8 protein-coding genes are annotated in these 16,479 nt (G+C 57.8%); 4 read left to right on the forward strand and 4 right to left on the reverse strand.

Annotation, left to right across the window (positions count from 1 at the left end):
* Positions 1 to 11 precede the first annotated feature (11 nt).
* Positions 12 to 3,068: a TonB-dependent receptor gene (locus tag FHS83_RS14235; protein WP_167083602.1), complete on the forward strand. Its 3,057-nt coding sequence runs from the start codon at positions 12 to 14 to the stop codon at positions 3,066 to 3,068.
* Between the two features lie 45 nt (positions 3,069 to 3,113).
* Entirely contained in the window at positions 3,114 to 4,394 is a 1,281-nt protein-coding gene (locus FHS83_RS14240) for an FG-GAP repeat domain-containing protein (protein WP_167083603.1), read from the forward strand.
* Positions 4,395 to 4,439: 45 nt separating this feature from the next.
* Here the strand turns inward: FHS83_RS14240 and FHS83_RS14245 are convergent, their stop codons facing one another.
* The 3 genes from FHS83_RS14245 to FHS83_RS14255 are packed head-to-tail and all read right to left on the reverse strand — an operon-like array spanning position 4,440 to position 9,358.
* Positions 4,440 to 7,763, reverse strand: a complete 3,324-nt coding sequence (locus FHS83_RS14245) for a TonB-dependent receptor (RefSeq protein ID WP_167083604.1) — start codon at positions 7,761 to 7,763, stop codon at positions 4,440 to 4,442.
* Positions 7,764 to 7,812: 49 nt separating this feature from the next.
* Positions 7,813 to 8,790: a FecR family protein gene (locus FHS83_RS14250; RefSeq protein WP_167083605.1), complete on the reverse strand. Its 978-nt coding sequence runs from the start codon at positions 8,788 to 8,790 to the stop codon at positions 7,813 to 7,815.
* Positions 8,777 to 9,358 (reverse strand): sigma-70 family RNA polymerase sigma factor, encoded by a 582-nt coding sequence (locus tag FHS83_RS14255; protein WP_167083606.1) that lies wholly within the window; start codon positions 9,356 to 9,358, stop codon positions 8,777 to 8,779. Before FHS83_RS14255 ends, FHS83_RS14250 begins: the two co-directional genes overlap by 14 nt.
* Positions 9,359 to 10,216: 858 nt before the next feature.
* On the opposite strand from FHS83_RS14255, the gene FHS83_RS14260 reads away from it, so the two are divergent.
* Both FHS83_RS14260 and FHS83_RS14265 read left to right on the forward strand, forming a co-directional pair.
* The gene (locus FHS83_RS14260) at positions 10,217 to 13,555 is read left to right on the forward strand and encodes a TonB-dependent receptor (protein WP_167083607.1); all 3,339 of its coding nucleotides are present in this window, start codon (positions 10,217 to 10,219) and stop codon (positions 13,553 to 13,555) included.
* A 48-nt stretch (positions 13,556 to 13,603) separates the two neighbouring features.
* Positions 13,604 to 15,979, forward strand: a complete 2,376-nt coding sequence (locus FHS83_RS14265) for an autotransporter outer membrane beta-barrel domain-containing protein (protein WP_167083608.1) — start codon at positions 13,604 to 13,606, stop codon at positions 15,977 to 15,979.
* Between the two features lie 89 nt (positions 15,980 to 16,068).
* Here FHS83_RS14265 and FHS83_RS14270 read toward each other — a convergent pair whose 3' ends face one another.
* A complete protein-coding gene (locus FHS83_RS14270; protein WP_208414790.1) occupies positions 16,069 to 16,428 on the reverse strand; it encodes a NifB/NifX family molybdenum-iron cluster-binding protein in 360 nt (119 codons plus the stop codon).
* Positions 16,429 to 16,479: the final 51 nt, after the last annotated feature.

The following is a 16,479-nucleotide window of genomic DNA, read 5'->3' on the forward strand; positions in this document are numbered from 1 at the left end:
GAGGGGGCTCAATGTCGCAATTCAGAATGTTTCAGCTTTTGGTGGGCTGTTCCGCCATGGCTCTGCTGATGGCGAGTGGCGCGTCGGCGCAAACACGTACTTATGATGTGCCCGCGCAAAGCGCGATAAAATCCATCCCGGAATTCGCCCGTCAGGCGGGAATCCAGATCGTATCTCCCGCAGACAAGCTTGACGGTGTTGCGACTCCTGCGGTCACCGGCACGATGGAGCTGCACGATGCGCTTGCCCATCTTGTGAGGGGCACGGGTTTGCGAGTTGCCTCCAATGATGACCAGACCGTGGTCCTGAAGCTTGCGGAGGCTAAAGAGGCTCGCAGCGGAAGTGCCGCGAATGCCGCTGAAATAGAAACAGTGACGATCACGGCCTCGCGCGTGATCTCTGATGCCGCCAACTCGCCCACGCCGCTGACGGTGTTGGGTGCGGAAGACATTGAGCTCAAAGCGGCGGTGAATATCGCCGATCAGATCGGCCTTTTGCCCGCCCTTGCGGCGACCAGCAATCCGCGCAACACAGCCAGCAATATTTCCGGCGGCATCGCGGGCATCAGCGCGCTGAATTTGCGCGGTCTTGGCCAGACGCGAACCCTGGTTCTCTTGGATGGGCAACGTCTTCCGGCAGCAACGCTTTCGGGCTGGATCGACATCAACACTATCCCGTCCGGCTTGATCAAACGCGTGGATGTTGTAACCGGCGGCGCTTCAGCGGCCTGGGGTTCGGACGCTATCGCTGGTGTAGTCAATTTTGTCATCGATAAGAACTTCACCGGCTTGAAAGGTGAGGTGTTGGGCGGGGCAACGACCTATGGAGATGATCCAACTTTCAAGGCGTCGCTGTCTGCTGGCACTAGCTTTGCGGGCGGTCGCGGCCATGTCCTTCTGAGCGCGGAAACGTGGTATAATGGCGGGCTCACGGGCTTGCCGCGCTCCTGGTATCGTGGTTCCAAGCAGCTTTATAATCCGGCCTATACCGCCACCAATGGGCAACCGCAGATTTTGGTTCGCCAGAATGTCGGCTACACCACCATTGCTCCAGGCGCGATTGTCACTTCTGGGCCGATGCGCGGGTTATATTTCGGTGCCAATGGTGCTCCCGCGCAGCTTAATTATGGATCCTTGGTCTCCGACCCATTCATGGTCGGCGGTGACTGGAAATATACCGATTTCGGCAAAGACCCGCAGGATCTCGATCCAGAGATCACTCATCAAAGCGCCTATGGCCGTGTTTCCTACGATGTCACCAATGGCCTGGAGCTCTATGGCGAGTTCACCTTTTCGCATGCCCACAGCAAAATATCTGGGACGCCGTATTTCAGCTTCGGCGGCCTGACCATTCAGCGCGATAACGCCTTCTTGCCCGCTTCTGTTTCGGCAAGCATGAGCCAGCTTGGCCTGAACTCTTTGACGGTTGGGTCGTGGAATGCCGATATGGGGCCGCTGCAATCGCAGACAGACCATACGCTGTACCGCTATGTGGTCGGCGCGAAGGGCGTGCTTCAAATTCTCGGCTCGGAATGGAGCTGGGACATTTATGGCAATCGCAATGTCAGCGAATTCTATGATGCAAGCCTGGAGCCGATTAAAGCCAATTATGCCAAGGCGATCGACGCGGTAATAGGCCCCAATGGCGCGATCGTCTGCCGCTCCAGCCTGGCCACGCCGGGCGATGGCTGTGTGCCGCTGAACATTCTCGGCACCGGCGTCGCTTCGCAAACTGCACTGAATTATGTCATGGGGAACAGCAACATCAACGCCCACATCACGCAAAGCGTTGTGTCGGGCACGGTGCGGGGCGAACCTATCTCGACCTGGGCTGGACCTGTGGCGGTGGCTGCCGGTGTCGAATATCGCCGCGAAAGCGAGGGCGGGCGTTCTGATCCCTTGTCGCTCACCAATGGCTACTGGGCGGGCAACTATAAGCCGATCACGGGCTCCTATGACGTCACCGAGGGCTTCATGGAAGTGCTCGTGCCGCTCCTGCAGGATGGATTCCTGTCGAAGTCTTGGGATTTGAATGCCGCGGTGCGGGCGACCAATTATAGTACGTCGGGATATGTCACGACATGGAAGGTCGGTACGACTTACGCGCCGTTTGAGGACGTAAAGTTCCGGCTGACCAAATCGCGCGACATCCGTGCGGCAAATCTCTCGGAGCTTTATACGCCGGGTGCCGCCGCCACAACAACGCTGTCTGATCCCTTCCTTGGGAACAAATCCTACACCGTGTTGCAGCTCACCACAGGCAATCCCACCATTTCCCCTGAGAAGGCCGATACTTTCGATATCGGTGCTGTGCTGTCGCCGCAATTCCTGCCCGGCTTTTCGGCCTCGGCGGATTATTGGGATATCGATATTCGCGGGGCGATCTCCACATTGAGTGCGTCCACCACGGTGAACCAGTGCTATCTTGGTAACCAGGCGCTTTGCGGCAATATCGTGCGCGACGGTTCGGGGCAGATGACCCAGGTTTATCTGCGCCCCATCAATCTCGCCAAGCGCCTGGCGCGCGGTCTCGATTTCGAAGCGAATTACCAGATCGCCGTCAGCGATATTTCTCCCGAACTCGGGGAGGGGCAGGTCTCGCTGCGCGCGCTTGTCACCCACTATCTGAAATCCGTGACGGATGACGGTATCAGCGGCGTGACCTCCTCATTGGGGGTGAATAGCGGCGGTGTTCCCCACTGGCTCTACTCGGCGCGTTTGACCTATGCGTCAGGACCGGTGACTCTATCGCTCACCGGCCGGGGCGTCAGCGCCGGGGTTCTGGATCCCTCCTATGTGGAATGCTCGGCGAATTGCCCGGCTTCCACGGCGGCGCATCGCACCATCGATAACAACTCCATCGATGGCACCTTCGCGATTGACACCTCTTTTGCCTATGAAGTGTCTGAGCCTGTGCAGATGTTCCTGAATGTCGATGATATTACCAATGAGGTGCCCGCGCAGGTGGCCAATGGCATATCGATCGGCAGTGCGCAGCGCGGTGTTAGCAATTACTACTATGATCTGATCGGCCGGTCGTTCCGCGCTGGGGTCCGCTTCAAGTTCTGAGATGGGGAAGGGGCGCTTTGGGGCGCCCTTTTTTGGGAGATTTGTATGCGGCCTAGGCATTGTTTGTGGATAATCGCGGTGTTGCTGGCGCATCCGGCATATGCTTTCGATTGGCATAGCTGGGATACGGATAAATCAACGCGCGAGACCACGTTCCTTCCGACCTGCACCGGCCCCTATCAGATCTCATCTGCGGATGTGAATGGGGATGGTTATCCTGATTTGATTATCCCGTGCCGGGGAGAGCTGTTGTCGCCCAAGCTTAAGCGTCCGGCGAATGATCAGCTCACGGTTTATCTCAATCCGGGCGCCAAAAAGGGTACGCCGTGGAAGCGGATGGATTTCACGGTTGGCTTTGGCCCGTACCATTCGGCGACGGCTGACCTCGATGGCGACGGTATTCCGGATGTGGTCGTGCCGAATTACCAGTCCAATGATGGGCGCGATATCGCCATTCTTTACGGGGCTAAGGATCGCAAGAAGGTTTTCGAACCGGCCGCCTATATTTCGATAGAAGGCGGACATTTCGTCAACGATTATCCGCTGATGGATGATGGCGAGCCGCGCTATCCTACGCCGGGCCTGACCTCTGTGGCCATTGCCGATTTCAACCACGATGGCAGGCCTGATATTGTCGCCGCCTCCTATCAGTCCAATTTCTTTGTGGTTCTTCTGAATGAGGGCGGCAGGAAGTTCCGTCAGATACGCTTTCCGCGTCAGGCGCCGCCATATGACCTTTTATTGGCCGGGCCGCGCGACATCGCCGTTGCAGATTTTGACGGTGATGGCGAGTTGGATCTGGCATTCTCAATGTATGAGAGCAATCTGATTGAGGTGTGGAAGGGCGATGGGAAAGGCAACTTCTCGCCTTGGCGGCGTTCGCAGGCGATGGGCCGCATTCCCTATCATCTGAAGGCCGCGGATTTGGATGGCGACGGCAGGCCCGACATCGTTGTGGGAAATCGCAGTGTCAGTGACAATGTGGTTCTGCTGAAGAACGGGCTGGATCGCTTCACGAACGCGGGATCGTTCCGCCTTGACACGCCAAAGATCGGTGAAACGACGGCGGATGAAATTCGCGATGTATTCCTGGCTGATCTCGATCACGACAAGAAGCTCGATCTGATCGCGGCGGCGCGCGCCTCTGGTAAGGTCGTGTTTTGGAAGGGAACGGGGGATCTTTCCTATAACGAGGCTTTCGTGGACAGGAAGACGCTGCTCTTCCCGGAAAAGGGGCCACGCGGTATCGCGGTTATCCCGGGTGCCGTTGCGGTGATCTTCTACAACTCCAGCGAGGTGGGACTTATCCCTCTGCCCGAAAAGTAGGATGATGTGGTGCTGTGTCGAAAGGGCCGCGCGCTGGTAGAGCGTTTAGAACGCGCCATGCAGTCCAAAGCTGATGGTCTGGCCGGTGCGGTAATACCGGCTGGTGGCATTGCTATATTGGAAATAGCTAAATTGCTTGGCGTGGAACAGGTTTTGAACGTTGAAAGTGATTTCGGGGTCACTGGGGATTTCTCCCAAAAACCGCGATAGGCGCAGGCTGGATGAGAAGTCCGCCTGCCCATAGGCCGCGCTGAAGAGATATGCCCCCTCTGGGCATCCGCTTGCTGCCGCTTGGGTCGTCGGCAAACAAACGCTATTCACATTGGAGCTTGTGCCATAGGAGCGCGCTCGGAAGGTATAGGAGAGGCGTGCCATCAGGCCGTTTCTTTCGTAATACCCCGTGAGATTGAGGCTGTAGGGCGCTACGTCTGTGGCATGCACGGCAGCAGAGCCTGAGCTGGACTGTCCTGTGACCGTGGCATTTCCGGTGAAGCCGAAACCCGACAGACTGGAAAGAACGCCATCCAGCGGCTGAACATAGGTGATTTCCAGACCTTTGATTGTCTCTATGCCCGGCGCGTTGATTTGTTGGGTGACATTCACAACGGCCGCGCAATCATCGTCCGATGTGCATCCGGCGCGAGCCGCGAGCGCGGATTGCTGCAAGGAGGTCAGGCTGCTCCAGGTGATGCCAAATTGTGAGAGATATGAAAATGGCCGCGATACGATTTGGGCGACGGAAAAGCCGCTGATGTCTTTGCGGAAGAGTGCCAGGCTGAAATATCCCTCAAGACCGGTATAGGTCTCGACACCAATATCGATGTTGTTCGAGAAATAGGGCGTCAGACGCGGATTGCCCAGGGTGAGCGATTGCGCGGTGAAATCGCTGAAATTCACGGTTTGGATCATTTGGGCGACGTTGGCACGGGTCATGGTTCGTGACCAGCTCGCGCGCACCATCGCATTCTTGTCGAGCTCATAAACGAGATTCATGCTCGGCAGATAGGCCTGATAGGTCCGCACCGTGTTGGGGAAGGTGTAATCGCCATTGGTCAATTTCGTTGGCGAGCGGATTTCCTGCCGGGTTTGGCTCCAACGCAAGCCGAGATTATAACTCAGTGTGCGCCGCGCCAGCTCGAAGTTGCCATCAACCTGGCCATATAGTCCTGTGCTGCGTTCTTCAAAACATCCAGATGTTGCGCCCGCTGCTGTGCCGGTGGAAAACCCGAAACCTTTCGGCTGGTCGACGCAAAGGCCATAGACGTTGTTGAAGCCAATATTTTTCTGCTCCTCATATTTTGAGGCGCGCTGGAAACGGGCGTAATCCAGAGAGACAAAGCCGCTCGGGCCCGGATAAAGATAGCTTGCCAGCTCTGCCTGCGGGATCAGCGACAGCGATCGTCCCGAACAAGCGCTATTATTGCCGTTCTGGCAGATATTGCTCTGCCATGTATCCGTTCTGTCGATGCCGACAATGCTGCGATACGCAACGTCATAAGCCGCGCCGAGCTTGAGAATAAGGAGGTCGTTGCGATAGGCCGCGTCCAGATGTGCTCCGTACGTGCTTGTATATCGCCGGTCGAGCAAGAGCTCCGCACGGCCGCCATACCACTGGAAATTAGCCGGGTTATCGAGATCTATATTGGTCGTGATCGAGGGGATTGTCCTCGTATTGTCAAAATGGGCAGTAACCCCGCCTATGGGCGCAGCGCATCCAGGTAGGCCGCCAGGCACGCCGCTGGAGGGGCAGGTGACCAGATAGACGTTGGGCGTTTCCCGGAAGTAATGGCTGCGGCTGGCGCTTGCTTGCAATGCGATCATCATGCGGTCATCCGGCCGCCAAATGATGCCTGGATTGAGGCTGAGAAAATCGAAGCGCTCGTTATAATCGCGTGCCTCCAGGCCAAACTGCGCATTATAAAGCGTCGTCGTACGCACCACGCCGTTGCTGTAAAGCGTGCTCGCCGTGGGGATCATCGGCTGGGCGCCGGCTCCCGCCCGCACGCCAAGGCCGAGATCGGAACGGTCAAGACGGCGGAACTGGCGGCTCGCAAAGATGTCGAGATAGGCGTTCAGTTTTTCCGATGGGCGTATCTCCAGGCTGGAACCTGCGTTGTAGCGATCGCGCGATCCGCGTTCATACATGCTGCGGGGCAGGCGTGGCAGAAGCATGTTGCTGATCTGCGTGATATCGAGACCGGGATTGAGCGCCTTCAGCATCGCGGCATTGACGGTCGTCCCAGCCGGCAAGTTTTGCAAGGCTACGTTGCTTGGAATGGTCGGAGCGATGGCCATGGCATCACCGCCGATGCTCACCTTGCTGCCAACAAGATCGCAGCCGCTCGTTGCGCCGCAAAGGGTTGCGTTGTTGATGGCCGGCGTTACCCAGCCTGCGTTACCGTCTTCCCATCCATTCGTATACTGATAGGACCTTCGTGCGGCGATCCCGATAAGAAGGCCAACCGAACCCAACACCGAATTGGTGTTGAATGTATCGCTCGCGATGAAGGCGCCACTGCCGCCCATCCCGTTGGAGAGGGTGTTGGAGTTGCCTTGCAGCGAATAGCTCATATGCGCGCCGGGATTGTCGAATGGCCGCCGCGTTTTCAGATTGATTGTGCCGGCGGCTCCACCTTCCAATATTTCCGCGCGTGCGGTTTTGGTCACCGTGATTTCAGAGAAAAATTCGCCCGGAAAAACATTCAGATCCACTTCCCGGTTGGAGTTGCTGGAATCGATGATGCCTCCGCCCGCCACCATGATTGGCGCGTTGTTCAGGAGAATTCTCGTGTAATTGGTCGATAGGCCCCGGATGGCGACTTGCACGCCTTCGCCATCGGCATCGCGTTTCAGCAATATGCCCGGAATGCGGTTTATGGATTCAGCGATATTGGTATCGGGAAACTTGCCTATATCCTCGGCGAATATGGAATCGGTAAAGCTGATCGCTATCTTTTTTTGCGCGGCGGCATTGGCGAGGCTGGCGCGGAAGCCGGTGACGATCACGGTTTCCGGGTGTGCCGCGTCCGCAATGGCGGAGGTGGCATCGGGGGACGCTGCATTTGCTTTGTTCGAAACAATGACAATCACTTTGCCGTTGTCGGACAGCACCGTCAGGGGGGTGTCTCTCAAGAGCTCTCGTAAGCCAGCTTGAATGTCGAAGCGCCCATGCACCGCACGCGTCTTAAGGGTGTAGATATCCTCTCCCGGTGCGAGGATTTGGCGGCCCGCCTGCAATGCAAAGGCCGCGATGCCTTGTTCTGCGGGCTGTTCGGGAATGTCGAAGACGCGCAAATCCGCTGCCTGCGCGGCTTGTGCGCCGCCCAACGCAACGTATGCCCCCGCAACGAATGTGGGCAGTCTTCGCATTCTGTGCCCCGGAATTTCCAGCCCTTTACTCTACATACTGGACTGAGAATTATTTGTCTGCTTTATTCCTTTGGGCGGAGAGCAAGACTGTATTGCCTTTCTGATCGAAGGAGAGGTGGAACGCCTCTGCGGTGGCCTTGGCAAATCCCACCGGGTCGTTTGCCTTGAAAAGGCCGCTCACCACGCGGTTTGAAACGGCTGGATCCGCCATGGTGATCGTGATTGGGCTATAGCGTGAAAATTCGGCTGCGGCTTCGGCCAGGGTTCGGCGCGAAAGAAAAATATAGCCCTCGCGCCAAGCCAGGGCGTTGGTGACTTCGGCCGTGGAAGCGGAAGTCATTGTGACTGCGCCGTTATCAGTGATGATCACCTTGCGGTTGGCCGGAGCTTGCAACGTGTGATTGCCGCTTGAATCGTGGGTTTCAATCGCCACGACACCTTCGCGAACCAGCACTTCAATGGGCGAACCTGCAACATTCTTGACGGAGAAGCTGGTGCCGACTGCGCGCACATGGGCATTTCGCGCTGCGACCCGGAAGGGACGAAGCTTGTTTTTGGCGACGTCGAATAAAGCTTCACCCTTGGCGAGGGTCACGTCTCGGGAGAGCAGGGCGTATTGAATCTCCGCCTTGCTGCCCGAATTCAACGTCATGGCAGAGCCATCCGACAGCGCCACGACCTCCATATGCCCGAGTGTCGTGGAATAGTGATGGTTTTCCAGGCTGAGGCGGAAGAGCCCGGCGTACATCGCCACAATGAGGCTCGCCGCGATAGCGCCGATCATGACAAAACGCGTTGCGCTTTTTGGTCTGGCGGTGACGGCGGGCGCCAGTTCGGGATGCGCTTTACCCATTTTCTCGAGGTGAATCTGGACTGCCAGCGCTTTCATGAAAGCGCCCTTATGGCGCGCATCGGCCGCCAGCCAGCGCCGGAAAGCCAGTTCATCCGCGGCGGGCACTTGTCCATGATCGGACTTCGCTGCCCATTCGGCCGCTTGCCGGTCGATTTCGCTGCTAGCTGCGCTCATGGGCTCCACCAAAATACGCAATATTGCCAACGTCCTCGGCTGGTGCGGCTTGCGCTTTCCGGCCGAACCGCGCCATCAAATGCAGGATGGCGCGGGCAAGATGGCGTTCGACGGTGCGATCAGAGATGGCCAGGCGTTGTGCCGTCTCCTGCTCCGTCAGTCCCTCCACCCGTCTCAGCCAAAGAACTTCGCGCGTGCGCTCTGGAAGTTCAGCCAGAACCTGCGCCACTGCCTGAACTTCTTGGCGCAGAACTATGGCTTCTTCGGGGTCGGCCGCGGCTGAAGGGGTGCCCAGCGCGTCCAAATCGCCATTCGCGGTGACAGACACGATCCGCGGGCGGCGGATGTGGTTCATAACGATCGAATGCGCGACGGTTTTGGCATAATGCAGCGGGGTGCGAATGGCGGAAACGTCCTCCATGGCCCCGAATTTCGCATACATCTCCTGAATAACGTCGTCGATATCCAGCTCTGCGATGCGGTACCGCGACAACCAGGCGCGTATACGCGGTTCATGCGGCAGCAAATTTTCCTCGATCCATGCGGCACGCTTCCACAACTCACTCATGACGCGTCGGACCAGTGTTGCCCGCCATGCCCGGGCAATTTTGTACCGGTATCAGTAAAAAAAATCGCGCCCTCGATCGGTGGGGCAGGCTGGAGATGTGAGATGGCTACATCGTACTGCGGCATATTGAGCGGTCGTCCCTGCCGAGGCTTCTAACGAGCCTCTGAAACATGTGCCGGAAAAAGCTGTCAGGCCCCCCGGCGACTATCCTGCTCTTTATTATATCCCGCGCTGCATCGCTAGGCTGTTGTAGGGGCGCCACAGCTCGCACATGCCTCAAAAAAAGTTTGTCGGGTTTTGGGGGCGTCAGGTGTCTTGGATGCGAGAACATAAAAAAGAATTTTGGGGAGGCTGACCAGCCTTAGTTCGTCTCTAGCGGCAAACCCATCGGGCGCATTGCGCTGCCGGGTGAGGGTGGAGGCTTGCCTGTGGCCTGGGCCGCAGGCGGATGAATGACGGTCCGGATCTAGCTTCTGATTGAGGAAGAAAAATCGTGCCCGTCGCATAAACACGATGGGCGCGCGAGGGGGATTCATGTCCGCAGCCGGCTCTCGTCATATCCGTCCAACGGATAGCATCGATGGGTTCCTCCCCGGTTGGGCGCTACGGCGGCACTCTGTGCGGTGGGGTGCCGCCGCTTTTTTCTCCTCGCAGGTTTTTGGCTCGGGCATAGCCAGCCGCGAACTCCACTGATCGGATTTTGAAGAGACAGCCTCCGGCCTCGGGGGCTTGATGGCACAAAAAATGAGACCGGTACCATCATCAGCAGGGCATACGCCGAGCGCGACACCAGCAATACGTGAACAAAAACAGCAGAGGGAGAAGGGAATGCAAAACAGAAACAGAGGGGGAAGGGGTATGAAACGTGTATTGATGGGCACCGCTGCCGTGGCGGGGCTCACCGCTTTGATGCCGGCGCAGGCCCAAGAGGGTGCGATCGAGACGGTCGTTGTAACCGGCTATCAGCGCAGCCTTGTGAGCGCCGCCGATGCTAAGCGCAATGATATCGGCTTTACCGATGCCATCTTTGCCGAAGACATCGGCAAATTTCCCGACAGCAACATCGCGGAAGCCATCAACCGCATTCCCGGTGTCGTTCTGAACCGCGATCCGGCCACCGGCGAAGGCTTGCAGATTTCGGTACGCGGTCTTGGCTCGCAATATACCAAGATCGTGCTCAACAACGCGCCGATCGCGGTGGCGACGGCCTCTGGTATCGACCAGACGAATTCCAATCGCGAAACCGATATGAACATGTTCCCCGGCGAACTGTTCAGCAATATCTCGGTGGCGAAATCCTCGCGCGCGGATCAGCTTGAAGGTGGTGCGGCTGGCACGGTGAATATGCGCAGCCGCCGTCCTTTCGACCGGCCAGGCCCTTATCTCTCCTACAATCTCACTGGCAACGGTAATTCCATCACCAATGGCCTTGGTGGCACCGCGGCGCTGATCGGCAGCAATACATGGAAAACCGGCACGATCTTTGGTGATGTCGGTGTGCTTGTCGGCGTGGTTGGAAACCGCATCGCCCAGTTCACCAGCGGTTGGGATGATGGCAACGGCGGCTGGGCGACGCCCACAATCAAGACCGCAAGCTCTACGGGCGTCGGCCAGTGCGCCACGGCGACCGGCTGCGACAACGACAATACCTTCTCGATCGGCGGCAATTACATCACCGTTCCCGCGACGATCCCGCGTAATGTCACCTTCACGGGCGCGTCTGGCCACGCCTATGGCTACAGCTCCACTTGCCCGACGAATACGCCCGCGATGACCTATTCGCCTTGTGCGGTGAATGCCTACACACTGGCTGACATCAATCCGAAACTTGGTGCCGATGCGGCTTCGATCACCAATAAGCTCGCTAACGCGTTGTTCCCCCGCTTGCTGCGCAACATGTATCAGCGCAACAACCGCTGGAAATACAACGGCGTTGCAAGCTTCGAAGTGCGACCGAGCGACTCCTTGCACTTCTATGCGGATTTGGTCGCGGGCAAGTTCTGGGAAAATATCGACCGCACCGAACTGACGCAGCCGATGCGCTCCAACGGTTCATGGACGCAAGGTGTCATTCCGGCCGATGTGGTGATGGACCAGAACAGCGTCGTGCAATCCTTCACGGCGTATAACGCGCAATGGGCGATCGATACCCGCCATTACGCCAACACGGCCGATTTCTTCGCGATCAATCCGGGCATGAGCTGGCAGGCCAGCGACATGCTCTTCATCGAGCTCAGCGCCAATGCCAGCCGCAGCCACTGGATTCAGACGGTTTCGGAAATGGCGGTGGTGTCCTGCCCCAGCATGGGAACGTATCCGGGCTGCACGCCTGTTGATAGCACCGGCGCGCCCGTGACCAATGGTGTCGTCACCAAGAACTGGTTCGACGGCAAGCAGTATTTGTGGTCGAGCAATATCGATCCCAATAACCCGCGCAATTATCAGTGGGCCTCCTCAAGCCTTGGCACCGGCGGCGGCGTGTCGGTCAACGACAACAAGCGCTATTCGCAGACCTATGGCGTGCACTTGGATCTTACCTATGGCGGCGATTACTTCCGCGTCAAAGGTGGCGCCGCTTATGACGTCATCAGCCGCAACATGATCCAGGGTGATGCCAACGGGCCATGGTCCAAAGCGGTCTGTCAGGGCTTCCAGAACACCACGAGTTCTGCTTGCGACGGCCGTCCGGGTTCCTATGTCGCGCAGCAGAACCTCTACAACTTCCTCACGATGGGGCCGACGAATTTCTTGACGTTCGATTACGCGAACTTCGAGAGCTTCACCAACATGAAGGCCTATAACGCGCCGGTCGCGGGCTTGCGCAATCGCTGCGCCTATCAAAAAGCCACCCCGGAAAACGGCAATCCCGTGCAGTCTTCCACCGGTTCTTCGGGCTGTTACGAAGAACGCATCCTGGGCTCGTATATCGAGGCGGAAGGCAAGTTCAACTTCGATCTTCTCTGGGATAACCAGGAACTTCGCTACAATGTTGGCCTGCGCTATGTCACGACACGGCAGACCATCGATTCTCCGTTCCAGATGACGAACCTGCCGCAGACGACGGCCTATTGGGGTAATGCCTTCTACGATTACACCTTCGTGCCGCAGACAAGGACCTACGATACCTTCTTGCCGTCGGCGAGCCTTGTCTATAAGCCGCTGGATGATCTTCTGATCCGTGCCAGTGCTTCGCGCACCATGACGCGCGCATCCTTGCCCTTGATGACGTCCAACCTCACCGTTGCGTCGCTCGGCTATCAGAATATTCCGACCAACGACGGGTACTACTTCACCTTCAATCCGGGTAACCCGGATCTGAAACCCTATTACTCGACCAATATCGATGTCGGTGTCGAGTATTACACCGGCAAGGAAGGTTATATTAGCGTCAGCGCCTTCCGCAAATTCCTCCATGGCGTGCCGATCAACCGCGTGCTCGATGGCAAGACCTTGGCGGATGTGGCGTCCTACGGCATCACCTACGATTACTTGAACTGGAACCAGATCCAGAACTTGAACAGCTATGGCGGCGCCACCAACACCGGCTGTACCGATGCAGCAAGCTGCGCCGCTACGCCGGTTCGCTTCACCATCAACTACAACCAGCCGGGTGTTCAGACCTATACGGGTCTTGAGTTCGGCTATACCCAGCCCTTCGATTTCGTTCTCGAGGATTACGGCCTGAAGGGCTTTGGTATCTCGAACAACTTGACGATGATCGATTTCAAGCAAAGCGCGTCGAACTTCGTCATCGCCTCGGATGGCAGTGCGCCCATTCATGCCGCGGCCGTGCCGCACTGGTCCTATAACGGCACGCTGTATTGGCAGGGTGACGGCTTCTCTGCGCGTCTGTCCTATAACTACCGCACCGGCTATTACAGCAGCGGCGTTTCGGGTGCGAATAGCGTGTGCTTGCCGGCGCTTTCTGCTGTGGCTGGCCAGAACACCTATCAGCGCGCGGGTTGCTCGGCGGGCGCCTATATGAGGAACGCGCCTTACTCCCAGTTCGACTTCTCCACCAGCGCCAAGATCTCGAAGATCATCGACGCGACGATCCCGTCCGATCCCGAGATGAGCATTGGCGTGACCAATCTGTTCCGCTCCAAATACAACACCTACTTCCAGTACCCGGTTGCGCAGGATCGCTATTACCTCAGCAACCAAACCTTCTCTCTCTCCCTGCGCGGGACTTTCTAAATGTCGATGAAGCAAGAGAACAACGAACACCAGGGGAGTACCCAGAGAATGTCTAACTGCAATCGCGAACTGGATAAGAAGGGTTGGGGCCATTTGTCTGTGTGGCCGGGAAAGTCGCTCCTGACGGGCAGCACGGCGTTGTCTTTGATCGCGGCTTTCGGCGTGAGTGCTGGTTGTGCACTCGCCGATGTCAAAGTGTCGAGCGGGACGATGGTGGATTCCTCCACCGTCACCGCCGGTAGCGGAGCCATCGTTCTGAGCGGCGGCACCTTGAACTTCAGCTCGACGTCGAGCGTGAGCAATGCGGTTTCGGCGGCAACCGGTTCGTCCAGCAGCATCACCGCTGGCGGCAATAGCGGCACGCTGGCGGGAGCCTTGACGGGGACGGGGGCGATTACCCTCTACTCCGGCACTCTGATCCTGAAGAACACCGCGGATCAGGCGGGCTATACCGGCACCATGACCGTCGCCTCCGGCGCCACGCTGCAAATGGGCGATAACAGCACCAGCATGATCGGCGGCATCATTTCGGATGGAACGACGCTGATCAACAACGGAAGTGTGGTGTTCAAGTCCATCGCGACGACCGGAACCACGGCTGCCGCTTTGCTGCCCAACACTTATTGGGGAGCCATGTCGGGCAGCGGAGCGGTCCGGGTGAGCGGCAGCAATTCCCAAGTGTATCTGACGGGCACGAACACCTACACCGGAACCACCACGATCGATGCCGGCAATACGCTCTTTATCGGTAATGCCAACAACTATGGCAGCATCACGAGCGGTTCGATTGCTGTTGCGGGCACGCTCGCCTTCAACCGTTCGGATCTCTATGTCTATAACGGCACCATTACCGGCGCCGGCATTGTCAGCCAGTCCGGCGGCGGCACACTTATTCTCAATGGTAACAGCGTGCTGACCGGCGCTTCCTCAATGTCGTACAACAACAACCTGACGCCGCCGGCCAAGGTGGGCTATATCGGTGCGTTGCGCGCGACCTCTGGCTGGCTTCAGATTGGCGATGCCGGTCACAAAACGGCGTCGATCACCGTTCCGCTTGCCAACATCCTGAAGGGTGCGGGCATGTCGGGCTTCGGCACATTGAACGGCGACCTGATCAATGGTGACGATACGCAGGGCACGGTTTCGACGCCGACCACGCCGACCACCCAGCTTATGGGCGGCATCCTCATGCCGGGCGATGGCTCGACGCCCGGCACCTTCACGCTCAACGGCAATTACACCCAGGGCACTTATGGCGGCCTGCTGATCGCCACCACGCCGACCGTCACGTCCAAGCTTGTGGTCAGCGGCACGGCCAATATCAAAGGGCAGCTCAGCATTTCGGGCCTGAATGGCAGCTATACGCCGGGGCTTTATCCCATTCTGACCGCCAATACCGTTTCAGGTACGTTCAACACGGTTCTGACGGGCAGCCCGGATACGGCCAATGCCTTCGGCGTCTATTACAAGCCGAGTGAAGTGGATCTGGTGATTGCGCCGAAATCCATCGGCCAGGTCTACAATGATCTGGTGGTGCAGAATTTCGATGCGGCGATCAGCTTGAACGATATGGTGCTGGATCACACGTCATCCGCCGTGTGCAAGGATTGCCAAGGCTTCTCCGTCTGGGGCCATGGATATAATGGCTCCAGCGGGCTATCCGATGGCAACGGAGCGTCCGCATTCTCCAATCACACGGTCGGTCTGATCGGCGGCTTGGATTATCGCTATCTGAGCGGCTTGTCGTTCCATGCGGTGATCGGCGACAGCGAAGGCCATGTCCGCCTGCATGATCAGAGCGCTTCTGGGCACAACACCCAGATTTACATGTCGGCGGCGGCGCATATCCCGGCCGGTGCGGTTGTCTTTGACACCTCCACCTTCTTCCTCGATGCGGCCACGGATGTCAGCCGGAAAGACAGCTTGGGTAATAGTCTGACGTCGACCGTCAAAGACACCGTATATGGCGCTTCGGTGCAGATCGGCGTGCCGCTTCTGCATGGCGACCTGCTGCCCTTCGGCAAGGTCACTTATAGTTTCCTCTCTGGTGGGGGGGCGAAGGAAGCCGGTGTCAGCCCGATGATCCTGGCGGTGAAGCATGGGCATCAGACGACCGGGCGCTATCAGCTTGGTGTCCGTTATGGTCACACCTATGCGTTGGATGATGATTTTCAGATCCGTCCGCAGATCATGCTGGGCGGCGAGGGGAATGACCGCGCCATCGGCAAGACCAATTTGATGTCGATGTCTTCCGGCGCGCTCTTCTTCGCGACCTCAGCCGCGCCTGATCGTATAGCTGCAGTGGGCCAAGTTGGCGTGGATGTCTCCGCGAGCAATTTGACCTTCCAACTGGGAACAAGCGGCCGCAAGAGCGGCAACCAGGATCAGTTCCTGTTCAACTTCGGCGCCGCGTATCATTTCTGATGTTCGCGATGGTGGCTCCTCATTGGGGCCACCATTTCCGCCGTCTATCCTTAAAGCGTATTTGAGAAAGGGGCCTCTCGGCCCCTTTTTTAATGTTCGTGGCTGCAGGAGCAGGCGCCCGCCTCGGTGAGCGGCGCAAGAATACCTAGCATATATGCGGCAACAGCCGTTGCCGGGGCCATATTCGGCGCCACCACCGTGGTGATACCGCGTTCCTTCATCTTCTCGACAAAGCAGCCGCCCGCGCTTCCGGCAATGAGAACTTGAACGCCATCGAGCGGATGGGCGCCTCCCTTGAAATTATGAACGGTCTGCTCCTCGTTCAGATCGATACGGGCGATCTCAACCGGATGCTCGCCAGCTTCCGCTTCATAGACAAGAAAGCGGGCCGCATGTCCGGCATGTCCGGAAATGCTCTGGAAGTCTTCGCTAGCGACGGCAAATTTCACGATATTCTCCATGGAAGGCTGGATGACAGCCTTTCATGGGCGCAGTTGGCG

Origin of the sequence: Rhizomicrobium palustre (genome assembly GCF_011761565.1) — a bacterium.
Classification (GTDB): Bacteria; Pseudomonadota; Alphaproteobacteria; order Micropepsales; family Micropepsaceae; genus Rhizomicrobium; species Rhizomicrobium palustre.